Here is a 22806-nt window from a genome sequence, read left to right as displayed (position 1 = left end):
CTTCACAATCAAAAATTATGATTAAAATTTCTTTACATCCATTGTAGATGAGTTATAATAAAAAACAATACGACTGGTCTATTTTTTACAATAGAGTAAATAATCAATATGAAGCCTAATCCTATTAAAAAGTCTGAAGCGAAGCGCTTACACATTCTTAACACCAGTTCAGACCTGATTTTGCATAAAGGTTTTACTGGTGTAGGATTACAGGAAATTTTACAGAGCTGTGAGATCCCTAAAGGCTCGTTTTATCATTATTTCCAATCTAAGGAAGCTTTCGGATGTGAATTGGTACAACATTATGTGGATAATTACCAAGTCCGTTTAAATGATGTATGGCGTAGTGATAAATCCCCTTATCAAAAGCTGATTGAGTATTTTAATTTATGGATAGAAGATCCTGAAACACAGTGTGGTTGGGCGGATAGCTGTTTAATTGTGAAACTTGCCGCAGAAGTTGCCGATCTATCTGAAGATATGCGCTCCATTATGTCCGCTGGCGTCGATGATGTAATCCAACGGATTGCTGCTTTAATTGATTTGGGAAAACAGGATCAGTCTATCCAAGCAGATACTGAGGCCTCGACGTTGGCACAAGTACTTTACCAAATGTGGTTAGGTGCAGCATTACTGACTAAGTTGCAAAAAGATAAAACGCCATTACATCAAGCTCTGAGAGCAACTAAATTTCTATTAAAAAGTGAAGATTCATAAAAATTAAATTAAATATCAACAAGATAATTAATGGTTTATGATAGCAACCCAATGATTACTTATTCATGTATTGCTATTAAATCGATTTACAATCAATGAGTATAGCGCGCAATGAATTCTCCTTCTAAAGCCCTCATGACTCGTATTTTAGTCGGATATTTAGGCTTATATCCCACACTATTACTAGTACTCACTTTATTAAAGCCAATTACTCAGCATCAAAGTTTCCCGATGATGGTGTTGATTGAAGTCATAGTATTAGTGCCAGTAACGCAACTGATTTCTTTCCCACTGGCAGGTTGGCTCATTACACAGCTAAAAAATTTTAAGAATTTGTTTTAACAAGAAATTGTGCTGGCAACAGCAATCCTAAGCCCTTATTTTGCCAACCACAAAGGTTGGCAAAATAACTTGACTTAGTCGAGATTAATCTGCGTAAGCTAGATAATCAATATAGCCTTTTTCCGTCCCACCATACATAGTGCTTGCATCTACTGCATTCAATGGCCAGCCATTGGCGATGCGATCGGGTAAATCTGGATTCGCAATAAATGGGCGTCCAAATGCAATTAAATCGGCCAGACCTGCCTCTAAAATTCGAGTCCCTCTTTCTGCCGTATATCGACCTGCATAAATAATCCGACCACTGAAAGTGTCTCTGACATCTTTACGAAAATCATGAGGAAGTTCTGGTGCATTATCCCAATCAGCTTCTGCAATAGATAGATAGGCAATCCCAACTTCTTCAAGTATTTTTATGGCTTCAATATAAGTCACATGTGGATCATCTTCAACCAACCCCATGTACACACGATCTTCCTCTGTACTTTCAAATAGTGGGGCAAAACGCACTCCTAAACGATCTGCACCAACCACCTCAGCAACTGCCTGTACTACTTCACGTAAAAAACGCAAACGATTGTTTAGTGATCCACCATATTCATCTTCACGGTGGTTACTATGTGCAGAGATAAATTGATTTACCAAATAACCATTTGCACAATGAATTTCAACCCCATCAAAACCAGCAGCCAATGCATTACGCGCTGCTTGAGCATAGAGTTGCACTAATTCTTTAACTTCTGCATTGCCTAAAGCACGTGGCATTGAAGGATCAGCCAAGGCCCCTGCATTGGGCCCGGTTTCAATAAAGACTTTAACATTGCTGTCAGCCCTAATAGCCGAGGGCGCGACCGGTAATGCATGATCGGGTTGCAAAGATGTATGTGAAACACGCCCAACATGCCAAAGTTGTGCAAAAATAATGCCTCCTTTAGCATGCACTGCTTCCGTCACTTTACGCCATCCAGCAATCTGTTCAGGGCTGTAAATACCAGGAGTCCAAGCATAGCCTTGACCACGTGGCTCGATTTGCGTACCTTCGGTGACCATAAATCCTGCCCCAGCACGCTGTTGATAATAGGTTGCCATTAATTCATTTGGAATATTCCCTGGCTGAGTACTGCGCGACCGCGTTAATGGTGGCAATACAATACGGTTTTGCAAAACATAAGGGCCTAAGCTTAAGTTTTGAAAAAGTTTGCTGGCTTTCATTTCATTGTATCCAAGTAATCATGACTAAATTGATCTAAATTAAAAAAATACCCTTCCTTCCTGTATATAGAAAAATAAAGGAAGGAAAGCTATTCACTCAGGCCCTTCACCATTAAATGAGGGTTATTTTGCTTATTGCGCCAGTTGCTCAAAGTCAGAAGTTTTATTCACTGCTAAGCACCAGAACACACACTAGCTACTCTTTATTTCAACAATTGAAGTAATGCTGTAGCGGTTGCAGCAGAAGAGGCTGGATTTTGTCCAGTAACCAGCAAGCCATCTACTTGAACATATACTTGCCAATCATCCACTTTAGAATAATGACCACCGTTTTCTTTAAGCATGTCTTCGACTAAAAATGGTACAATTTCAGTCAAACCTACAGCGGCCTCCTCAGTATTGGTGAAACCAGTCACTAATTTACCGCTAACTAAAGGCGCTCCATTATTCGCTTTCACATGACGAAGAACACCTGGGGCATGACACACTGCTGCAACAGGTTTGCCAGACTGAATCGCCTGTTCAATCAGAGAAATTGAAATCGGATCTTCTGCTAAATCCCACAATGGGCCATGCCCTCCTGGATAAAACACTGCATCATAATCAGCTACAGAGATTTCGCTAAGTTTATGCGTCTGTGCCAATGCTTGCATTGCAGTTGGATCAGCTTCAAAACGATGAGTGGTTTCAGTTTGCGCATCGGCTAAATTACTTTTAGGATCTAGTGGTGGCTGTCCACCTTGAGGCGACGCCAGCGTAACTTCAGCACCAGAGTCAATAAAGGTGTAATACGGTGCAGCAAGTTCCTCTAACCAGAAACCTGTTTTCTTACCAGTATTGCCAAGTTGATCATGTGAGGTTAAAACGATTAAAATTTTCATGTTATTTCTCCGATAATTTTCAGGATTGAGGAGCATTGTTGAATGATCACATACCATGTGGCGTGAGGATGCCAGATACGTGCATTTAGCTTAGATGCTCGTCTCGAGAATTTGGCGACTGATCTCTAATGAAACAGTTTTATGTTCGCCGAGCTGTGTAAGATTGTGTGATTTAAGTTGCGTAATGATGATCTCAATATCTGTCTCCCCCAGTCCATAATCGCTAAGACGAGTCGGCAATCCAAGTTGCTCAAAGAAGGCTCGAGTACGAGCAATAACAGTATCAATACGTTGTTCTTCATCACCTTCGACAATCTGCCAGACACGAGCTGCATACTGTAGTAATTTTTCTCGCTTCTCTTGACGACGCACTTGTAGATTGGCCGGAAACACAATGGCCAAGGTACGAGCATGATCAATACCATGTAAAGCCGTGAGCTCATGTCCAATCAAATGGGTTGACCAATCTTGTGGTACACCAGCTCCAATTAGCCCATTCAGTGCCATGCTAGCAGCCCACATCAAATTCGCACGCGTGTCATAATCTGCTGAATCGTCCAAGATTTTCGGTCCAATCTCAATCAGAGTTTGCAATAGACCTTCGGCAAAACTATCTTGTACTTGTGCATTGACAGGGTAAGTTAAGTACTGTTCCATGACATGAATAAATGCATCGACCACGCCATTTGCTAACTGGCGCGTCGGCAAGCTAAAAGTTTTATTCGGATCGAGTACGGAAAATTGCGGAAAAACATGGGGACTGCTAAATGACAATTTGGCTTGGGTCGATTTTCTGGTGACTACCCCACCGCTATTCATTTCTGAACCAGTTGCCGGAAGGGTGAGTACACTCGCAAAAGGCAAAGCTTGAGTAATTTTAGTACCATGGGTTTCTAAAATCTCCCATGTATCCCCTGTATAATTGACTGCTGCTGCAATAAATTTAGTACCATCAATTACCGATCCACCACCGACAGCCATCAAGAAATCAATCTTTTGTTCACGAATCAGCTCTACGGCTTTCATGAGGGTTTCATAACTCGGATTCGGCTCAATTCCGCCAAATTCATGAATTTCTCTTGCACCTAATGCTTCACGCACTTCAGCTAAAGTACCATTCTTACGTGCACTTTCACCACCAAACAACATTAACACTTTTGCTTCTGTAGGCACATAGTCATTGATTTTAGCTATTGTATCGCCACCAAAAATAATACGGGTCGGATTATAAAAGTTAAAATTCAGCATATTTTTATCCTAGGATAATCAGTTAATTGATTTGAAAAACCACCGTTATTCATCAAATAAACTTTAAAAAATTGGGCAACACTGCGGCTTTTGACTACACCATGTGCTAACTATACATAAAAATAGACCAGTCGTCTATTTTTATAAATATTATTTCAGCTTGCCGACTTTAGTTATGGTTAAACAAATTCAGGCTTGTTCTATACCACTTTTATTATTGATGTATTTTCACGAGCGATTGTTGGATGGAAGGTATCAACACGTATGACTACTGACATGGTCGTGAACGCATTGGCTAAAACAGTGAATGACTCATACAAAATAGCGATGATTAAATATTTTAAAAGCAGATTGGCACGGTTTAGCAGATGTACAAATGCGACAGTAAATTAGATAGATTGGTTCAATATAAAGCGTGTAAATAGTTGCATTCGTTTATTTACCCTGTTTTGGATATTGACCCTTGTAAATGATGAGATTAAGCCATTAAATAAAGTAGCCCAACTTGAATAGAAAGCCTCTGACAAACATCATAGGGTTGAAGTGCTGCCTTACATTCAAAATTTCAGACAGCACCCTCATACATTTAAGCATAGGTTTAAGCTGGTAGTTTACTCGCCAAAACATCTACTTTTTCAATAGATGGTGGCTCTGAAAATAGCTCTTCGGCCTGAGCCATCAACGCAGCTGCAACCTTGCCAGATAAATGCGCTTGGCGACCCGCCTCATCAGGAAATGCATCAAAAATACCAAATGTTGTAGGACCAAGACGAAGGCCAAACCACGCAACTGTCGCAGGTTCTTCCATTACAATAGGTAAACCGGCTTTAAGAAAAGCTTCCACTTCGTCTTCTTTACCCGGTTTAGCTTCAAGACGGACATATAAAGCTGTTTTAAGCATGACTAAAACTCCATAATTGATTAGAATTCAAACTGAATCTGACATTGCTAATGTATGCATGTCAGAAAGTTTTGTTGTATAAAAGTTAAAAAAAATTCCCATAGCTGAGCCAAAATTTAGGTTTTTATTTCGACATAATGCTATGAATTTATTCAAGTTAATATCATTAACATTTGAATCAAAAAATCAAGATATGAGATGATTAAATTCAATCTTATTTATATAAGGATCAATTGACTCTACCTTAGATTTATAAGCTGACCTCTTCATCTGGAAATTATATTGCTCAAGAAGCATTCAAGAACAATATTGTACATCCTCATATCTATGAAAGTTATTTAGCTAGGAATTTGCTGTGAAACTCTATATGTTTCTCTATAAAGCTCGCAATGAAGTAATAGCTATGGTCATACCCTTCTCTTAGGTTAAGTGTAAGAGGATATTCTTGTTCCAAACAAATATCACTAAGAAGCTTAGGCCTTAACTGTTCTTCAAGAAAATCATCAGCTGTTCCTTGATCGACTAAAATAGGTAAATGAACTTCAGCGTTTTTGATTAATTCAATCGCATCATAGCTTTTCCATAAAGTTTCGGTTTCACCTAGGTAGTGTGTAAAAGCCTTTTTCCCCCAAGGTACTTGGCTAGGTGCAACAATTGGTGCAAAAGCAGAAATACTTTTATACAGCTCAGGATTTTTTAACCCAATTACTAATGCACCATGACCACCCATGCTATGCCCCATAATGCTTTGGACTTGATTGGTCGGAAAATTCAGGTCAATCAGATTTCTCAGCTCTTCCACAATATAATCATACATTTTGAAATGCTGTGACCAGGGTGCTTGTGTTGCATTCACATAGAATCCTGCGCCTTGGCCTAAATCATAATCTGCATGATCTGGTACATCCTCTCCACGTGGGCTGGTATCTGGTGCAACAATAATGACTTTATGTTCAGCCGCATACTTTTGTGCTCCGGCTTTAGTAATAAAGTTCTGTTCGTTGCAAGTTAGTCCTGATAACCAATATAAAACTGGCAACCGCTCATCTTTATCATGAGGTGGCAGATATATTGAGAATTTCATTGAACAGTTTAATACTATTGACTGATGGCGATACACTTCTTGCGATCCACCAAAAGAAGCATGTTTCTCAATTATTTCCATAATCAATTACCTATGTTGAGCAAGACTTCATGAGAGATCGAGTAAACAAAGAGTCTGACATTCTCCACAGAGAATAGTGATAAAGATTTAAAATGTAGGCAGGTTTATTGAACCTATACACGATGCCTACACAGATAGATCTGTTTAACAGATAATGTGCCGTTTTAGAGGATTCCATGCATGTCAATCATGATTCACATGCATGGAAAACTATAAGGTCTGACGGAATTATTCGTAATGAATTACAGTACGAATTGACTTACCTTCATGCATTAGATCAAAGGCTTCATTGATCTGATCCAAGCCCATGGTGTGTGTCACAAATGGTTCTAATTGAATTTTACCTTTCATGGCATCTTCAACCATTCCTGGAAGTTGCGTGCGACCTTTTACGCCACCAAAAGCAGAACCTAACCATTTACGACCAGTAACTAGTTGGAATGGACGGGTAGAGATTTCTTGACCTGCGCCAGCTACACCAATAATTACGGATTGTCCCCAGCCACGGTGTGCACTTTCAAGGGCTGCACGCATTACATTCACGTTGCCAATACATTCAAATGAATGATCTACACCCCAGCCAGTCATTTCGACAATGACTTGCTGGATTGGTTTATCGTAGTCTTTAGGATTCAAGAAGTCCGTTGCACCAAACTCTTTTGCCAGCGCAAATTTATCTGGATTCATGTCAACCACAATGATACGTCCTGCTTTAGCTTGACGTGCGGCTTGTACGACTGCTAGACCAATACCACCTAAACCAAAGACCGCAACACTATCACCTTCTTGTACTTTAGCCGTGTTATGTACTGCACCGATACCCGTTGTTACCCCACAACCCAGTAAGCAGACATGTTCGTGATTGGCTTCAGGATTGATTTTAGCCAATGATACTTCTGCCACTACAGTGTATTCACTGAACGTTGAGCAGCCCATATAGTGGTAAATCGGTTGACCATTGTAGGAAAAACGAGTGGTACCATCTGGCATTACGCCTCTACCTTGAGTTTCGCGAACGGAAATACACAAGTTCGATTTTCCAGATTTACAGAATACGCACTCGCCACATTCAGCGGTGTAAAGTGGAATTACATGATCACCTGGTTTGACGCTAGTCACGCCTTCACCAACCTCAACTACGACACCAGCACCTTCATGCCCGAGAATAGCCGGAAAAACACCTTCAGGATCATCGCCAGACAAAGTAAATGCGTCTGTATGACACACACCGGTATGGGAGATCTTGATTAATACTTCACCTTTCTTCGGTGGTGCAACATCGACCTCAACAATTTGAAGAGGTTGACCAGGACCAAACGCAACAGCAGCACGTGACTTCATGGAATAATTCCTTATACAGATCTATTTTAAATATGATTTTAGAATCTTGGCGATTTCAGCCAATTCTTCTTTTCGTTGTTGTTCTGTGGTTTCACCTGATACTAAAGTGTCCTTTAAATGAACCTCTAACATCTCATTCATTAAACCATTAATAGCACCACGCACAGAGCATATTTGTTGCAGAATTGCACCACATTCCACATTGTCTTCTAACGCTTTTTCAATCGCTTGCGTCTGACCTTTGATCTTTCTGACGCGTAGAAGAATCTTTTTTTTGTCTTCAACCTGATTAGGCATCAGACCTCCTTACTTGCTAGCATTAATACTATAGTGCCCCATAGTATAAAAAAAGCAATATTTTTTATAAATCGAAAAGGATTTGTACGAGATGACTCAAAACGGGCAGTTGACTTGGTGAAACGTAATTTTAGTGCTGATCATTCTGACCCTTGCGAAGCAGTGCTTCTCAGGTGAGTGACTTTACGTATATTCAAACTCATTCAGGCTGGGTCTATACCGCCCTTATTATTGATGTGTTCTCACACGCAATTGTTGGATGAAAAGTATCAACACGGATGAATACAGATATGGTGCTCGATGAATTGGAGCAGCATTGCACGATCGAGGTATGCCTAAGAATGTGATTCATCATTCAGATAGAGGTGTTCAATATCTTTCTATTCGCTATAGCAATCGTTTAGAAGCTGCAAATTTACGAGCATCAGTCGGTACAATTGGTGATTCATATGATAATGCTTTGGCTGAAACGGTGAATGGCTTATACAAAACTTAGGTGATTGAATATTTAAAAGCAGATGTACAACTTGCGATATGAAATTGGGTAGATTGGTTCAATAAAAAGCGTGTACACAGTGCACTGGGTTATGTATCGCCTTTTGAGTTTGAAGCAATGTATTATAATAAAATTAACCCATTAGTTCAGGTGGCATAACTTAAATAAAAAGCCTCCGACAAACCCAGTACGGTTCACTACTATCAAAGGCTTTATGCAACAAAGCCTCATGGAAATAAAGACAAAAGTGACTTTTAAATCTGAAAAAATCAAAATTGTGGTCTCAAAATTGCTTTATAAAAAATATTGAAAAAGTGAAGTACATTAAATTTATGTTACAAAACTCTAAGCGTATTGGTTTTTTATTACTCGATAACTTTTCAATGATTGCTTTCTCAAACATGGTTGAAGTCTTGCGTATGGCTAATTATGTTACAGAAGACAATTTATACCAATGGAATGTAACAGGTTTAGATGGTCATCATAGCTGCGCAAGCAATGGTCTTCAAATACAACATACCTGTGTTTTGTCACATTTACTGAACATGGATATAGTTTTTATTTGTGGTGGTTTTCAACTTTATAAAAATATGACAGTACGCTTAAAGAATTTTTTATATAGGTTAGATCAACAAAAAATTGCTTTAGGTGGTTTATGTACAGGCGCTTATGTATTAGCGAAAGCCGATTTACTAAATGGCTTTCGTGCTAGTCTTCATTGGGAAAATACCTTAGCTGCACAAGAAGAATTTCCATTAGTACAGTTTACCCCACATATTTTTACCATTGATGCGAATCGTTTTACCTGTTCTGGTGGGCTTGCCGCGATTGATTTAGGCTTGGCACTTGTTGAAATACACTATCCAAATATTGCTAAAAGAATCTGTGAACAATTTATTGTTCATCAAGTACGTGAGAGCAATGAAATTCAACATCAACCCATTGCTGAACATAAGAAAAAACTTGATTTTCCGATTCAAGAAGTATTGCGCTTAATGGAAAATAATATTAATGAGCCTTTAACTATTGCTGAAATTGCACAGCATGTAAAAATTCAACCGCGTACTTTAGAGCGCTTGTTTAAAATGAATCTACAATTGGCCCCAAAAGAATATTATTTAAAACTAAGACTTACCTATGCACAGAATCTACTTAAACAGTCTACGTTAAACATTTCAAATATTGCTTTGGCATGTGGTTTTTGTAATGTATCTAGTTTTACTAAAGCCTATAAAGCTTTTTTTAACTATTCCCCCAAATTTGAACGTAACATCCTAGATTTTGCTCATTAGTGTTTTTTTAGTCTTGTCGGTTTTTGACAACTTTTTGACGCTTTTAGCAAAAATCTCTATTCATATTCTGCATAAGCTTAGCTCATTGATTACATGACATTGATCTAGGAAAATATATGAATACCTTAGTAAATAATTTTGCTGCTTCACAACTACCATCATTATTAACCATTGAAAATGGTGAAAAAGTTTCTGCAACATTTTCATTATCTGAATATCAAAATAGACAAAGCAAGTTACGCCAACTCATGGAAGAGCTAGAAATTGACCATATTCTATTTAGTTCAATCCATAACATTAACTATTATGCGGACTTTATATATTGTTCATTTGGGCGTTTCTACGGTCTGGTGGTTGGCCCAGAAAAAGTGGTGACAATTTCAGCAAATATTGATGCTGGGCAACCTTGGCGTCGTACGGTTGGTGACTATAACGTGGTTTATACCGACTGGCAGCGTGATAACTATTTTAAAGCGGTTGCACAAGAAATTCCAAATAAAGGCCGTGTAGGAATTGAGTTTGATCATTTACCTGTAGAACGTTTAAACAAGTTAAAAGCAGTTTTACCGAATGTGCAGTTTGTCGATATTAGTGCCGCATGCATGAAGCTACGCATGATTAAATCTGCTGAAGAAATTGCACATATCACCCAAGGTGCTGCAGTATGTGATATTGGTGGTTTTGCAGTGACTGCAGCGATTCGTGAAGGTGTGCCAGAGCATGAAGTAGCTTTAGCCTCTACTCAATCCATGGTACGCGAAATTGCCAAACGTTTTCCAAACTCTGAACTCATGGATACGTGGACTTGGTTTCAATCCGGCATTAATACGGATGGTGCACATAATCCTGTTACAACCCGCCAAGTCCAAAAAGGCGACATTTTAAGTTTAAACTGCTTTTCTATGATTGCTGGTTATTATACAGCTTTAGAGCGTACCCAATTCTTTGATCACTGTGATGACGCTTCATTACGTATTTGGGAAGCGAATGTCAAGGTGCATGAAGCTGGCTTAAAACTCATTCGCCCAGGTGCACGTTGCAGTGATATTGCTAAAGAGTTAAATGAAATTTTCTATGAAGAAGGTTTATTGCAGTACCGCACATTTGGTTATGGACATTCCTTTGGTGTGTTATCACATTATTACGGTCGTGAAGCTGGTTTAGAATTACGTGAAGATATTGATACGGTGATAGAACCAGGCATGGTGATTTCAATGGAACCTATGATTATGATTCCGCAAGGTATGGCTGGGGCTGGTGGTTACCGTGAACATGATATCTTGGTCGTTACAGAATCAGGAAATGAAAATATTACCAAATTTCCATATGGTCCAGAACATAACATTATCAAATAAAAAGATTTTAAATAGGCACTCTGAAAATGAGTGCCTATTTAATTAGGAGTAAATAGAATGAAAAACAACCATCAAATAGAGCAAAAAAATACGCTAAGACGTGTTGCTAGCGCCAGTTTTATTGGTAATTTTGTAGAGTGGTTTGATTATGCTGCATATGGTTTTTTGGCAACAGTGATTGCAGTGGTTTTTTTTCCGAAAAGTGATCCTTTAACCGCATTAATGGCTACATATGCGATCTTTGCAATCTCATTTATTTTTCGTCCATTAGGGGGTATTTTTTGGGGGCATGTTGGGGATAAATTTGGTCGAAAAAATGCACTATCTTGGTCGATTATATTAATGACACTGGCTACGCTATGTATTGCACTGTTACCAAATTATCAAAGTATCGGAATTTTTGCACCGATTATGTTACTAATATTCCGGATGATCCAAGGCTTCTCTGCTTCAGGTGAATATGCTGGTGCAGCAAATTTTCTTGCAGAATACGCCCCTAAGGAAAAAAGAGGACTTTATACCAGTTTAGTTCCTGCAAGTACTGCAACGGGTTTACTACTCGGCTCTTTAATGGCAGCGGCGATGTTCGCGTTCATGTCAGAGGAGTTTTTACACGAATATGGTTGGAGAATTCCATTTTTATTGGCAGCACCATTAGGTTTAATCGGGTATTATATCCGTGTAAAGTTAGAAGAAACTCCAGAGTTTTTAGAACATCAAAAAAATAGCAACAAAGAAAATTTTCCAATCAAAGCCTTATTTACCCAGTATCAACCAGCACTTTTTAAAGCATTTGCAGTTGCATCTTTAAATGCTACCGCGTTCTATCTTATTTTTAGTTATATGCCAAATTATTTAGCTACAGAGTTGGGTGTAAATAAAACGCAAGCCTTTATATCAGGGTCAATTTCATTGCTATTTTATATTGCTATAGTTTTTTTGATGGGCAAATATTCAGACCGAATTGGGCGTAAGAAAATGTTGCTTTGGGCAGGTCTAAGCTTTATCGCACTGACTGTACCCTTGTTTTACTTACTTTCAACCGCCAGTTTTGTTGAAATGGTAATCATTCAGCTCGTGTTTTGCACATTACTAGCAATGAACGATGGTAGCTTACCTGCATATTTAACAGAACAATTCCCTATACAAGTGCGCTATACCGGTTTTGCCTTTAGTTTTAATACTGCTAATGCACTGTTAGGTGGAACAGTTCCTTTCGTTGCAACCTGGTTAATTCAACAAACAGCTAATACCTTAGCACCTAGTGTCTTATTAGTTATAGTTGCAATTTTTGCAAGTATGGCTTTACTAGAAAGGAAATCACATCGTTTAATCAATGCTAAGGCTTAAAAGGAATAGGTTATGCTTTTAAATGCTCTCCCTGCACTCAATAGAAATATATCGACTTTAATTGGTCTTACAGCTGTCATATTTTGGAGTACAAATGTAGGCTTAATGCGGAGTGTTAGTGAGAGCTTTGGAGCTGTAGCTGGTGCTGCTCTAATTTACAGTGTCGCATCCATAATTTTAGTTTTCATGATTGGTATGCCTAAGTTTTCTACCATCCCAAAATCCTATTTATGGTGGGGAAGCCTTTTATTTGTTGCTTATGAATTATGTTTTGCCCTTTCTATTGGCTATGCGCAAAACAGTAGACAAGCAATCGAAGTTGGCATGATTAATTATCTATGGCCAACATTTACTCTACTATTCGCAATTATTTTTAACAACGTTAAGGCCAATATTTTAATTATTCCTGGCTGCATATTCGCTTTAGTTGGAATTTGTTGGGTATTAGGAGGAAATACTGGATTTGATTTTTTTCAGATATTGACTAATTTAAAAGCTAATCCTCTTAGTTATGGTTTAGCTTTTGCTGCTGCTATTTTGTGGGCTGCATATTGTTCTGTGACAGTAAAAACGTCTCAGGGTAAAAATCTAGTCACTATATTTTTTGTCTTGACTGCAGTTGTACTATGGATCAAATACCTTCTCATGAGTGGGTCAGCTCTTAATTTCACTTATAACAATACAGTCACGCTAGTTATGGCAGCTGGTGCTTTAGGTTTGGGATATGGTGCTTGGAATATTGGAATTATTTCAGGGAACATGACGTTAATGGCTGGAGCTTCTTATTTTATTCCCGTGTTATCTGCTTTGTTTGCAGCATTAATTCTAAGTACGTCCTTATCTTTTATCTTTTGGCAAGGTGTTGCAATGGTGACAGCAGGAGCAGTTTTGTGTTGGTTAGCGACTCGAAAGAAACAAATTATTTAGAGTTATACTAAAATTAACATACTACACTTTAAACGAAGTCAAGATATTGCAACTGTTTATCTATTAGGGCGTGTCCTCATTTGAAAAATTGGTTTTAAGGGTTTAAAAGAATAATTTAATCTCTTTTTATTTGTATATTTCTCAATGGCACGAACTCTACTCACCGATGATATTTGGCAACAAATCCAGTCTACGATGCAATTTCATGGTTGTTATTGTTCAAAGAACAGTAGAAATATCATGGAAGCCATCTTATGGAAATTACGTACAGGTGCAACATGGCGTGATGTTCCTGAAAAATTTTGTCTTTGGGAAATAGCATATAACCGTTTTAATCGTTGGGCAAGCAAGGGCTTATGGGATAAATTTTTTTAAACTACGAGGCGTATTGGATCAAGAATGGGTATTCATTGACGAAAGCTACATACGCACGCATCAGCATGCAAGTAGAGCTCGGCATGGTTTCGAGCGAGCAATTGGACAGTCTAGAGGTGAAAGAACCACAAAAATCCATCTGGCAACCGACGCGAATGGATTGCCGATTGATTTTAAAATCACTGGAGGTGAAGTCCATGACAGCCAAGTTGCGGAGCAGTTGATTGGTGAGATTGATCCAGCAAATTATCTGATTGCAGATAAAGGCTATGATTCGGAAAAAATTAGGACGTTGGCAAAAAAGCAAAATATTGTGCCGATTTTCCCAATTAAATCAAACAGTAAGATATAAAATAAAGAATAGGATCCGTATTTATATCGCTTAAGGCATTTAGTTGAAAATGCCTTTGCTAGATTAAAACATTTCCGAGCGATAGCGACGCGATTTGATAAACTTGCACGAAATTATCAGTCTATGATTTACATTGCTTGCATGTTAATTTGGTGCAAAGCCAAATGAGGACACGCCCTAATGGCCTTTTCTGACTTGCTTTAAATGGCATTAAGTCAGGAATATTTAATCGTTTTAACCCTTGATAATCTTTATCAATCAATAAAAAACGTGTTCCTTGAGCTTATTTTTATACTTTTTTGAATCCGTCAATGTGTAAGCCCTAATAAACGAAAATACCCCACTTATTAGTTCAAAAATCAATGAATTGATCATTCGTTGATTTATGCAAGAGATCTACTGATTAAATTTTCAATAACGCAAGAGGCATATTATTAATTATTTAGGAATTATTAAATCCTATAAATATCATTTATTGGATTAATTTACTTTGGTACTGTGCACATCATCCCTCCAGTTAAAAATAAGGAACAACTATGAATAAGATGATGAATGCTCTTATCTTAGAAAATTTTGGTGATCATGAATTTACACGTGTAGAACTCCCTATACCTCAACCAGAGGCTGGGCAAGTTCTAGTACGTATTCATGCTGGTGGTGTAAACCCTATTGATTATAAAATTCGTCTTGGTGAAGCACCATATGCTATGCCAGAGCTTCCTGCCGTGTTGGGAACAGATATGGCTGGGGTTGTAACTGCTGTTGGTGAAGGTGTCACCCACTTCAACGTTGGAGATGAAGTTTACGGTCTGATTGGTGGCGTTCGTGGTCTTCAAGGATCTTTAGCAGAATATGTTGTAGCAGATGCTGATCTGATTGCATTAAAGCCACGCAATATCTCTATGCGCGAGGCAGCAGTACTACCATTAACGTTCCTTACCGCTTGGGAAGGTTTAGTGGATAATGCGAAGGTCCAACCAGGGCAAACTGTACTGGTCCAGGGTGGTGCTGGTGGCGTTGGTTATATGGTTGTTCAGCTTGCAAAAGCACTTGATGCAAATGTTTGGGCGACTGGTCGTACAGCTGATCAATCACTGATTTCAGAACTCGGTGCAACACCTCTCGATTACACAACAGCATCTTCCGATGACATTATTGCTGCAAGCCCTGAGGGTCAAGGTTTTAACATTGTTTACGACACTGTGGGTGGTCCAGTACTCGAAGCATCACTTTCCATGACAACTCACTATGGCCACATTACCAGCTGTGCTGCATTTGGTAATCATAATTTAGCGAATTCATCTCTACGGTGTGCCACAGTGTCTGGCGTATTCGTCCTAATGCCGATGTTAACAGGCAATCGCCGTGCTCATCATGGTGATATCCTTAAGATCGCGACTCGTCTCGTTGAGGAAGGTAAACTGCGTCCTATTGTTGATCCTCGTCATTTTACTCTAGACCAAGCGATTGAGGCTCATGATGCTGTTCAAGATCGCTCTGCCAATATTAAGGTCGTGATTGATGTCATTTAACGCACTTCAAGCCAAGACTTGGCGCTTCAATAGTATTGGAGATACAGATGTTCTGACATTAGAAACACTTCCTGTTGCTTTGCCAGCAGCAGGAGAAGTTCTAATCCAGATGAAAACGATCGGACTTAACCGGGCTGATGTAATGTTTCGGCGTGGTACTTATATTCAAAAGGCAGTATTCCCTTCTCGTCTGGGATATGAGGGAGCAGGCATAGTTCTTGCGATAGGTGAAGGTGTACGCCAATTTTCTCCAGGAGATGCAGTATCGATTCTTCCGACTGACAATCTAGCCAAATATGGGACATATGCGGACAAACTTCTGATTCCAGAAACTTTTTTAGTTCACAAACCCGATGGTTTAAGCTGGCAAGAAGCTTCTTCAATCTGGATGCAGTATTTAACGGCTTGGGGTGGTGTAATCCATGCTGGTGGAGTTTCGAAAGGCAAAACGATCTTGATCACAGCAGCTTCAAGTAGCGTAGGACTAGCTGCGATACAGATCGCTGAAGCAGCGGGTGCTAAGGTCATTGCAAGTACACAAACGATAGAGAAAAAGCAACGTTTACTGGATCTCGGTGTTAAAAATGTTATAGCCAGTGAAGATGAACCAGATTTGTATGAGGCGCTTGTTTCACGTTTGGGTGGAGAATATCTTGATGTCGCCTTCGATGCTGTAGGAGGGCCACATATTGAACAGATTGCCAAAGCGATGTCTGTGGGAGGAACGATGGTTATGCATGGTGCACTTAGCCAGGAGATCACACCATTTCCCCTTAAAGTTGCATTACGCAAGAGCTTAACCATGCGAGGTTTTTTGTTCCTTGAGGTTCTGCATGACCCTGTTCTAAGGGAGCAAGCCAGACGATTTATTCTTAGCAGTATAGGTGCAGGATATCTTCGTCCAGTGATCGACCGTTGCTTTAACTTTGAGGACATGCATGACGCTCAGCGCTATCTTGAATCAAATCAGCAAATAGGAAAAATTGTAGTTACTCTAGATACATGATGGTCTTATCTGATTCAGGTTTCTATATGGCCCAGCACTTCCACTAAGTAATCAAACAATGCTCGGATTCGCAAAGGTGTCGGGCCCCGCTGTGGACGATATAAATACAGGCGCCAAACAGGAGAGGTTTCCTCATGAAATATCTGAATGAGCTTACCACTCCTAAGCCACGGCAAAACTAGAAATCCAGGCATGTGTCCGAATCCAACTCCAGCGAGAATAGCTTGAAATTCAGCTTCTAGATCATCTGTAATAAAACGGGGCTTTGATGGCGTAAAGCTTCGACTTTCGGTGAATGTCCATGGCCAGTAACGTCCTGTTTTATGATCGACTAATGCTGTTAGAGGGTATTTATCTAGGTCAATAATTTTTTTGGGCATTCCAACCTTATCAATTAACTCTGGCGTACCCACTGAATAAAAGTTCACTTTAGCCAATTCCCTTGCCACATATCGATTGTCCGGCAAAAATCCAAATCTGATCCCGATATCTATCCGCTCATCGATCACATCCGAGTGTGAATCTGTTAGCACACAATCCACGACAATATCTGGATAACGTGTGGCAAATTCTGCTAGTGCAGGTACTACCAATTTGCGCCCTAACACAGACGACACAGTAAGACGCACAGTTCCACGCATTTCATCTCGTTTTTCCTTGGTGTCTTTTACAAACAAAGCATCGATCGATCCCACCGCAAAACGTGCTTGCTTTGCCAGACGCTCACCATCAGCGGTAATTTTAATTTGTCGAGTACTCCTGTAAAACAGAATCTCTCCGCGCTGCTCTTCTAGCTCTTTTATTGCCCGTGTCACTGCCTGTGGAGAAATACCCAGCTGAGTTGCTGCCTCTTTAAAATTTCGAGACTCTGCTGCGACACAAAAGATACGCATCATTTCCAATTTGTTATGCATGTCCAATCCTGTGTTATGGCAATTATTCCGTAAATAGGAATTCTGAAAGATAATATTATTCATTTATTATATATAACAAGGCTGTAATACTTAACCCATCAAATATGATTGACAGATAGGTTGAAGGTTACTTGTATGAATAATATAGAAAATAAAGTTATTGTTATCACAGGTGCAAGTAGTGGTTTAGGTGAAGCTACTGCTCGCTTACTTGCTAAAAAAGGTGCAAAGGTTGTACTTGGTGCTAGACGTACTGAAAAATTAGAGGCTATTGTTCACGACATTCGTACTGAAGGTGGTCAAGCTGAATTTATTGGTATGGATATAACCAAACCACATGAAGTACAAGCACTTATTGAAAAGGCATTAAGTGCATTTGGTCAAATCGATGTATTGGTAAACAATGCTGGATTAATGTCTATTGCACCATTAAGTGAGCTAAAAGTTGATGAATGGGATCGTATGATCGACATTAATATTAAAGGTGTTCTTTATGGTATTGCAGCTACCCTACCTGTTTTCCAAAAACAAAACTTTGGACACTTTATTAATCTCGCATCTGTTGCAGGGATAAAAGTATTTAGTCCGGGAGGTACTGTTTATAGCGGTACTAAGTTTGCTGTAAGAGCCATCTCTGAAGGACTTCGTCATGAAGTTGGGGGAACAATTAGAACGACTACTATTGAGCCTGGTGCAGTTGAGTCAGAACTAAAATTTGGTTCTTCTCATAAAGAAAGTTCAGAGTTTGTTACTGATTTCTACAAACAAGCCATACCAGCTGACTCAGTCGCTCGAGCAATTGCTTATGCAATTGAACAGCCTGCGGATGTAGATATTAATGAAATTGTTTTACGCCCAACGAGCCAAGAGTTTTAATTATTGATTAACATAAAATGGGAGCACCTCGCTCCCATTTTTACTATATTTTTTTAAAGTTAAGGACAAATCTATGAAAGCCGTATCGTATGTTATAAATAACCATGATGATTTTAAAAATTCATTGGTAGATATTGAAAAAGCGAAGCCTACGCTTAAGGAGCGTGATGTACTGGTAAAAGTTCAGGCAATCTCTGTGAATCCAGTTGATACCAAAGTGAGAAAAAATTCGTCTGAAGCAAATAATCGTATTTTAGGTTGGGATGCCGTTGGGGAAATTATTGAAGTTGGCTCAAAAGTTACCTCGTTTAAAGTAGGAGATTCTGTTTGGTATGCTGGCGATTTAACCCGAGATGGTAGTAATGCTGAGTTTCAAGCAGTCGATGAACGAATTATCAGTCTTAAACCAATTACAGTATCTAATGCAGAAGCAGCAGCATTGCCATTAACTGCAATAACGGCATGGGAAATGCTGTTTGATCGGTTTCAAATTTCAGAAACAGAAGTTGGCAGTATTTTAATTATTGGTGGTGCAGGTGGTGTAGGATCAATCGCTATCCAACTCCTAAAAGCAAAAACAAATCTGACCGTTATAGCAACGGCTTCACGTGAAGAAACGAAATCTTGGGTGGAATCACTTGGTGCCGACCATGTCATTGATCATAGCAAAGATTTAAATGCACAAATCGAGACACTAGGCATTGCAAAACCAAAATACGTATTCTCTACAAATCATACAGAAACATATATCAACCAAATAGTTTCTCTGATTGCACCACAAGGCAAGCTTGGATTGATCGATGATCCACAAACATTTGATATTATGCCGTTTAAGACTAAATCTATTTCTATCCATTGGGAGTTGATGTTCACTCGTTCAATGTATGAAACCGATGATATTGAAAAGCAAGGTGATCTGTTGCAACAGGTTGCCCAATTAGTTGACCAGCAAAAAATTAGAAGTACCCTCAACCAAAATCTAGGCAAAATTAACGCTGCAAACTTGGAGAAGGCGCATAAGTTACTTGAATCAGGCAAGTCAAAAGGCAAAATTGTACTAGAAAACTTCTAAAACAAATTCAAGGTGAAATAATGACTATTTCAATAATTGCGAACTTTAAGGCAAAATCAGATCAAAAAGAGACATTAGAAGCGCTTTTAAAAAGTGTAATAGAGCCTACGCTTAACGAAGAAGGATGCTTGAAATATGAGCTTTATATTAGCGAAAATGACTCGAATAGATATTTCTTCTTAGAAGAATGGCGTAGCAGAGAGGATTTAGATATCCATATAGCCTCTGATTATATTCAAAGTTTATTTGGTAATATCCAATCGCTAATTGAATCAAGTGATATTGTAGAAATCAAAAAAATATAGCTGTATTCGGACATTATGATGAAGTATTCTTCAAATTAACATAGAGACTTAGAAAGCTAACATAAAAATGGGAGCTCTAAGCTACTATTTTTTAATGTTTTTTTAATTTTTTAGTAGTAACCTAGGCTTCAACAAATTATGCCCCTAAGGGGAGCCACCAGTACCCTGCATTTTGACAACAATGTCATCGTTTAGAGGCAGCAAATTTACGACCATCAGTCGGTACGACTGGTGATTCATATGATATTGCTTTGGCTGAAACGGTGAATGGCTTATACAAAACAGAGGTGATTGAATATTTAAAAGCAGATTGGCAAGGTTTAGCAGATGTACAACTTGCGACACTAAACTGGGTAATCGAGAATAAGCGAATTCCTATTCCTGAACACGTACAGCCTGAACCGGAAAAAAGAGGCTTTGGGAGCCGATTCTTTAAGCCGTATCGCTGATTTGATTGTTCACTTGGGCTTATTTGTATTAGTTCAGACTTGATCGTACATTCTTCTTGAAAAAGAGAAAGTTACCCGTACTTTCTCGCTATTCCAGCACTTGATTTCAAAGCCATCCGATGAGAAGCACTGCTTCGTAAAGCGGCTATTTGACGTGCATACAACAACCTGACCGTCATGCGTCCGGTCATTCTTTAATGGCTCAGCTCAATATGTTTGGCAATCAGCTTTCACGACTACCTGAATTTTCAAACTTAGCAAATGGTAATGAGAGCTATGATAGCCTAGCAGCAAAAATCAAAGAAATGCTGAGAGATCCAATACAACAAAAGCACTTCTTACCCCCTCTAAAGAACCTAGGCTTTAAAGCTTGAGTGTATTGAAGAATACACATATTGTATTCTTCAATACAAAATCAAAATATACCTGAATACACAGATAAAACAGTTGTAGAACTCAAAGCCAAATCGATTTTTTAAAAAAGCAGTTAGAAAAAGCCGAAGATCGTGAAGCCAAGGCAAACGCTCGCATAGATACACTGCTGACCCTCATTGAAATGAAGCCTCCACAATCCAATATGACTACGTTTACCGATCAGAAACCAGACCCGGATATAGCAACATATCCTCGGTCAGAACTTGAGCCGAAATATGACGGATTGACTACCCCGGAGCAGACAGAAAATAAGCGGATTCCGGTGCCGGATCACATTGAACCAGAGCCTGAGAAAAGAGGGTTTTGGAGCCGTTTTTTTAGACCCTATGATTAACCACGATTGTTTAACTGATATGAACAAAGTTGTGGAACATTGCTTAAATAATAGGCGTGGAACGTGAAAAATCATAAAAAAAAAGCCCACCTTGGGGAGGTTGGGCAAAAAAGAAACTACAGCGTTGAATTTTCAAGAGAATTATAACGCTGTTATTCCTAAGTAGAAATGTCCTACCTTAAAACCAAATAGAAATGTCCTATACCGACATTTCCAAGTCAAGCACAGGATTCAGATTTCGTTCTTTGATTACTGTTTTCTGTGCACGTCTGCTTGGCATCTTTTGAGAACGATTGCGTTTATTTTGTTGTTCTAGTTCTTCATGCTGCTGTTGAATATGGGCTAATACAGAACCCAAACGTTTATTTTCAACAATCTCTCGCTGGTTGAGCTGACTTAATTTATCGAAGATGCTGTAATTGATTTTTCTTCCCTGATATTCAATCGCGACTGTACTATTCGGGTATTCCAGAAACTCAAGATACTTGCCAATCAATCTTTGGTTTTCTTCCGTGTTTTCCAAGAGATATACGCACTTATCATAAGTGATCGTCAGGCTATTCGTGACTCTGCGGGGTTCACGCCAGGTAAAAATATCATCTAATTCTTCGGCTGTTTCAGTGACAGTCCGGTGTAGATCCTTGGGATTAAAGGCCATCTTGGCAAACTTCTGATTGAACTGCTCAATGAAGCAGGGTAGCCAGGCATTGGCTTCGGCAATCGAACTGATGCCTTCCAGACGCATTTCTTTGATCAGACGGTCCTGAAGCGTTCTATTGGCTCGTTCTACACGGCCTTTGGCCTGTGGTGAATTAGCGAAGATAATATCGATATTCAGGGTGCTGAGTACGCGCCCAAACTGGGTAATCTTGGTGTCTTTCTTACTGCTTTGATTCACCCTGAAGACTGAATGTTTATCGCTGTAGAAGGCTAAAGGCTTACCATGCTGCTCAACATACAAACGTGTTGAAATCATATAGTCAAAGGTTGATTCTGACTTACAGAAGCGTAAATGCTGTAATTTGCCTGTGGCATCATCGATAAATACCAGCAGACAGCATTTAGGGGCTCGACCTTCAAACCAGTCATGGTGTGAGCCATCGATTTGGATCAGTTCACCATAACAGTCCCGGTTATAACGAGGCTGATACGGGCGTTTCAGACGCTTGGCACGAGGAGTCCATAAATCGGCTGCAATCATCCAGGAACGCAGTGTTTCCACTGAAATATCAAAGCCATGAACGGTGGTGAGCTTTTCATGCGCTAAAGTGGGTCCGAAACCATGCAGTTGATCAGAAACAATATTGAGGCACTTGAGTCTGAGCTCTTCAGGAAGCCTGGAATTGCTGATTTGACCACGACCGGCATGGGCTAATGCAGCTGGGCCTTGAGCTTTGTATTTTTGCAATAAACGCCTGATCTGACGCTCTGAAATATGAAGTAGCTGAGCAGCTTGGGACTGGGTTATGCGTTGATCACAGATTTCCTGCAAGACCGACAATCGTTTAAGTTCTTTATCCGACATAGACACCAACATATCAAACCGTCCGCTAAGGAAATTGCAAAAGTGCATATTCTAAAAGCGGACATTTTTACTTTGGAGAAACCGGACATTTCTATTTTGGGCTTACA

Annotated in this window: 21 protein-coding genes and 6 pseudogenes; 18 read left to right on the top strand and 9 right to left on the bottom strand. The window is 39.3% G+C overall.

Translation table 11 applies throughout. The features are described 5' to 3' along the window. Positions 1-108: 108 nt before the first annotated feature. Together MKL35_RS12995 and MKL35_RS12990 are read left to right on the top strand one after the other, a co-directional pair. Complete coding sequence (locus MKL35_RS12995; RefSeq protein WP_000804054.1) at positions 109-717, top strand: TetR/AcrR family transcriptional regulator; 609 nt, start codon at positions 109-111, stop codon at positions 715-717. A 111-nt stretch (positions 718-828) separates the two neighbouring features. Continuing rightward, positions 829-1059 carry a hypothetical protein gene (locus MKL35_RS12990; RefSeq protein ID WP_001087973.1) on the top strand — a complete coding sequence of 77 codons (231 nt, stop codon included), beginning with the start codon at positions 829-831 and terminating at the stop codon, positions 1057-1059. 84 nt (positions 1060-1143) lie between these two features. On the opposite strand, the gene MKL35_RS12985 is transcribed toward MKL35_RS12990, so the two are convergent. The 3 genes from MKL35_RS12985 to MKL35_RS12975 form a co-directional block, all read right to left on the bottom strand. Next, on the bottom strand, positions 1144-2271 hold the full coding sequence (locus MKL35_RS12985; protein WP_000647817.1) for an alkene reductase: 1128 nt from the start codon (positions 2269-2271) through the stop codon (positions 1144-1146). Positions 2272-2474: 203 nt separating this feature from the next. Further along, positions 2475-3152, bottom strand: coding sequence for a type 1 glutamine amidotransferase domain-containing protein (locus tag MKL35_RS12980; RefSeq protein ID WP_000697978.1), 678 nt, complete (start codon positions 3150-3152; stop codon positions 2475-2477). 90 nt (positions 3153-3242) lie between these two features. Further along, positions 3243-4400, bottom strand: coding sequence for an iron-containing alcohol dehydrogenase (locus MKL35_RS12975; RefSeq protein ID WP_000931665.1), 1158 nt, complete (start codon positions 4398-4400; stop codon positions 3243-3245). 183 nt (positions 4401-4583) lie between these two features. On the opposite strand from MKL35_RS12975, the pseudogene MKL35_RS19420 reads away from it, so the two are divergent. Continuing rightward, positions 4584-4913: pseudogene (locus tag MKL35_RS19420) on the top strand (IS3 family transposase); the annotation flags it as partial. Between the two features lie 85 nt (positions 4914-4998). Here MKL35_RS19420 and MKL35_RS12965 read toward each other — a convergent pair. From MKL35_RS12965 to MKL35_RS12950, 4 genes are all read right to left on the bottom strand, one after another. Next, positions 4999-5301 carry a putative quinol monooxygenase gene (locus MKL35_RS12965; RefSeq protein WP_000920558.1) on the bottom strand — a complete coding sequence of 101 codons (303 nt, stop codon included), beginning with the start codon at positions 5299-5301 and terminating at the stop codon, positions 4999-5001. A gap of 334 nt (positions 5302-5635) precedes the next feature. Then, complete coding sequence (fghA, locus tag MKL35_RS12960; RefSeq protein WP_000402512.1) at positions 5636-6466, bottom strand: S-formylglutathione hydrolase; 831 nt, start codon at positions 6464-6466, stop codon at positions 5636-5638. A gap of 228 nt (positions 6467-6694) precedes the next feature. Then, positions 6695-7807: an S-(hydroxymethyl)glutathione dehydrogenase/class III alcohol dehydrogenase gene (locus MKL35_RS12955; RefSeq protein ID WP_000842149.1), complete on the bottom strand. Its 1113-nt coding sequence runs from the start codon at positions 7805-7807 to the stop codon at positions 6695-6697. 21 nt (positions 7808-7828) lie between these two features. Then, positions 7829-8104 carry a metal/formaldehyde-sensitive transcriptional repressor gene (locus MKL35_RS12950; protein ID WP_001133624.1) on the bottom strand — a complete coding sequence of 92 codons (276 nt, stop codon included), beginning with the start codon at positions 8102-8104 and terminating at the stop codon, positions 7829-7831. An 87-nt stretch (positions 8105-8191) separates the two neighbouring features. Between MKL35_RS12950 and MKL35_RS12945 the strand changes: the two are divergent. The 8 genes and pseudogenes from MKL35_RS12945 to MKL35_RS12910 form a co-directional block, all read left to right on the top strand. Further along, positions 8192-8759 (top strand): annotated as a pseudogene (locus MKL35_RS12945) (IS3 family transposase); the annotation flags it as partial. A 173-nt stretch (positions 8760-8932) separates the two neighbouring features. Beyond that, entirely contained in the window at positions 8933-9892 is a 960-nt protein-coding gene (locus MKL35_RS12940; RefSeq protein WP_000941153.1) for a GlxA family transcriptional regulator, read from the top strand. Positions 9893-10008: 116 nt separating this feature from the next. Next, the gene (locus MKL35_RS12935; protein WP_001094922.1) at positions 10009-11247 is read left to right on the top strand and encodes a M24 family metallopeptidase; all 1239 of its coding nucleotides are present in this window, start codon (positions 10009-10011) and stop codon (positions 11245-11247) included. A gap of 57 nt (positions 11248-11304) precedes the next feature. Continuing rightward, complete coding sequence (locus MKL35_RS12930) at positions 11305-12597, top strand: MFS transporter (RefSeq protein WP_000794338.1); 1293 nt, start codon at positions 11305-11307, stop codon at positions 12595-12597. A gap of 12 nt (positions 12598-12609) precedes the next feature. Beyond that, entirely contained in the window at positions 12610-13524 is a 915-nt protein-coding gene (gene yddG, locus MKL35_RS12925; RefSeq protein ID WP_000925801.1) for an aromatic amino acid DMT transporter YddG, read from the top strand. Positions 13525-13668: 144 nt separating this feature from the next. After that, positions 13669-14419 (top strand): annotated as a pseudogene (locus MKL35_RS12920) (IS5 family transposase). Between the two features lie 368 nt (positions 14420-14787). Then, positions 14788-15783 carry a zinc-dependent alcohol dehydrogenase family protein gene (locus MKL35_RS12915; RefSeq protein ID WP_001038514.1) on the top strand — a complete coding sequence of 332 codons (996 nt, stop codon included), beginning with the start codon at positions 14788-14790 and terminating at the stop codon, positions 15781-15783. Then, entirely contained in the window at positions 15773-16789 is a 1017-nt protein-coding gene (locus MKL35_RS12910; RefSeq protein ID WP_004882755.1) for a zinc-dependent alcohol dehydrogenase family protein, read from the top strand. The genes MKL35_RS12915 and MKL35_RS12910 overlap by 11 nt, the downstream gene beginning before the upstream one ends. A gap of 14 nt (positions 16790-16803) precedes the next feature. Here the strand turns inward: MKL35_RS12910 and MKL35_RS12905 are convergent, their stop codons facing one another. Beyond that, a complete protein-coding gene (locus tag MKL35_RS12905; RefSeq protein WP_032012195.1) occupies positions 16804-17703 on the bottom strand; it encodes a LysR family transcriptional regulator in 900 nt (299 codons plus the stop codon). Between the two features lie 135 nt (positions 17704-17838). On the opposite strand from MKL35_RS12905, the gene MKL35_RS12900 reads away from it, so the two are divergent. The 7 genes and pseudogenes from MKL35_RS12900 to MKL35_RS12870 all read left to right on the top strand — a co-directional run. Beyond that, a complete protein-coding gene (locus MKL35_RS12900) occupies positions 17839-18579 on the top strand; it encodes an SDR family oxidoreductase (RefSeq protein WP_004812130.1) in 741 nt (246 codons plus the stop codon). Positions 18580-18652: 73 nt separating this feature from the next. Further along, positions 18653-19651, top strand: a complete 999-nt coding sequence (locus tag MKL35_RS12895; protein WP_000649019.1) for a zinc-binding alcohol dehydrogenase family protein — start codon at positions 18653-18655, stop codon at positions 19649-19651. 20 nt (positions 19652-19671) lie between these two features. Further along, on the top strand, positions 19672-19956 hold the full coding sequence (locus MKL35_RS12890; RefSeq protein WP_032012193.1) for a putative quinol monooxygenase: 285 nt from the start codon (positions 19672-19674) through the stop codon (positions 19954-19956). A gap of 185 nt (positions 19957-20141) precedes the next feature. Beyond that, positions 20142-20312 (top strand): annotated as a pseudogene (locus MKL35_RS12885) (IS3 family transposase); the annotation flags it as partial. After that, a pseudogene (locus MKL35_RS12880) lies at positions 20310-20405 on the top strand (plasmid replication DNA-binding protein); the annotation flags it as partial. The pseudogenes MKL35_RS12885 and MKL35_RS12880, both read left to right, overlap by 3 nt. 149 nt (positions 20406-20554) lie before the next feature. Next, positions 20555-20779: a hypothetical protein gene (locus MKL35_RS12875; RefSeq protein WP_131202340.1), complete on the top strand. Its 225-nt coding sequence runs from the start codon at positions 20555-20557 to the stop codon at positions 20777-20779. 27 nt (positions 20780-20806) lie between these two features. Further along, positions 20807-21174: pseudogene (locus tag MKL35_RS12870) on the top strand (plasmid replication DNA-binding protein); the annotation flags it as partial. Between the two features lie 199 nt (positions 21175-21373). On the opposite strand, the gene MKL35_RS12865 reads toward MKL35_RS12870, so the two are convergent. Then, positions 21374-22699, bottom strand: a complete 1326-nt coding sequence (locus tag MKL35_RS12865) for an ISNCY family transposase (protein ID WP_016805832.1) — start codon at positions 22697-22699, stop codon at positions 21374-21376. Positions 22700-22806 lie beyond the last annotated feature (107 nt).

The sequence above is a fragment of the Acinetobacter sp. AOR41_HL genome, from assembly GCF_027854645.1.
Lineage (GTDB): Bacteria > Pseudomonadota > Gammaproteobacteria > Pseudomonadales > Moraxellaceae > Acinetobacter > Acinetobacter nosocomialis.
The sequence above is the reverse complement of the archived record's forward strand: the minus strand, read 5'-3'. Positions and strand labels throughout refer to the sequence as shown.

Excerpts from the sequence above, each read along its gene's own strand:
- MKL35_RS12955 (WP_000842149.1), bottom strand. The coding sequence starts at position 7,807 with ATGAAGTCACGTGCTGCTGTTGCGTTTGGTCCTGGTCAACCTCTTCAA.
- MKL35_RS12895 (WP_000649019.1), top strand. The coding sequence starts at position 18,653 with ATGAAAGCCGTATCGTATGTTATAAATAACCATGATGATTTTAAAAAT.
- MKL35_RS12900 (WP_004812130.1), top strand. The coding sequence starts at position 17,839 with ATGAATAATATAGAAAATAAAGTTATTGTTATCACAGGTGCAAGTAGT.
- yddG (WP_000925801.1), top strand. The coding sequence starts at position 12,610 with ATGCTTTTAAATGCTCTCCCTGCACTCAATAGAAATATATCGACTTTA.
- MKL35_RS12910 (WP_004882755.1), top strand. The coding sequence starts at position 15,773 with ATGTCATTTAACGCACTTCAAGCCAAGACTTGGCGCTTCAATAGTATT.
- MKL35_RS12990 (WP_001087973.1), top strand. The coding sequence starts at position 829 with ATGAATTCTCCTTCTAAAGCCCTCATGACTCGTATTTTAGTCGGATAT.
- MKL35_RS12980 (WP_000697978.1), bottom strand. The coding sequence starts at position 3,152 with ATGAAAATTTTAATCGTTTTAACCTCACATGATCAACTTGGCAATACT.
- MKL35_RS12905 (WP_032012195.1), bottom strand. The coding sequence starts at position 17,703 with ATGCATAACAAATTGGAAATGATGCGTATCTTTTGTGTCGCAGCAGAG.
- MKL35_RS12975 (WP_000931665.1), bottom strand. The coding sequence starts at position 4,400 with ATGCTGAATTTTAACTTTTATAATCCGACCCGTATTATTTTTGGTGGC.
- MKL35_RS12930 (WP_000794338.1), top strand. The coding sequence starts at position 11,305 with ATGAAAAACAACCATCAAATAGAGCAAAAAAATACGCTAAGACGTGTT.
- MKL35_RS12890 (WP_032012193.1), top strand. The coding sequence starts at position 19,672 with ATGACTATTTCAATAATTGCGAACTTTAAGGCAAAATCAGATCAAAAA.
- MKL35_RS12915 (WP_001038514.1), top strand. The coding sequence starts at position 14,788 with ATGAATAAGATGATGAATGCTCTTATCTTAGAAAATTTTGGTGATCAT.
- MKL35_RS12935 (WP_001094922.1), top strand. The coding sequence starts at position 10,009 with ATGAATACCTTAGTAAATAATTTTGCTGCTTCACAACTACCATCATTA.
- fghA (WP_000402512.1), bottom strand. The coding sequence starts at position 6,466 with ATGGAAATAATTGAGAAACATGCTTCTTTTGGTGGATCGCAAGAAGTG.
- MKL35_RS12940 (WP_000941153.1), top strand. The coding sequence starts at position 8,933 with ATGTTACAAAACTCTAAGCGTATTGGTTTTTTATTACTCGATAACTTT.
- MKL35_RS12950 (WP_001133624.1), bottom strand. The coding sequence starts at position 8,104 with ATGCCTAATCAGGTTGAAGACAAAAAAAAGATTCTTCTACGCGTCAGA.
- MKL35_RS12995 (WP_000804054.1), top strand. The coding sequence starts at position 109 with ATGAAGCCTAATCCTATTAAAAAGTCTGAAGCGAAGCGCTTACACATT.
- MKL35_RS12865 (WP_016805832.1), bottom strand. The coding sequence starts at position 22,699 with ATGTCGGATAAAGAACTTAAACGATTGTCGGTCTTGCAGGAAATCTGT.
- MKL35_RS12985 (WP_000647817.1), bottom strand. The coding sequence starts at position 2,271 with ATGAAAGCCAGCAAACTTTTTCAAAACTTAAGCTTAGGCCCTTATGTT.
- MKL35_RS12965 (WP_000920558.1), bottom strand. The coding sequence starts at position 5,301 with ATGCTTAAAACAGCTTTATATGTCCGTCTTGAAGCTAAACCGGGTAAA.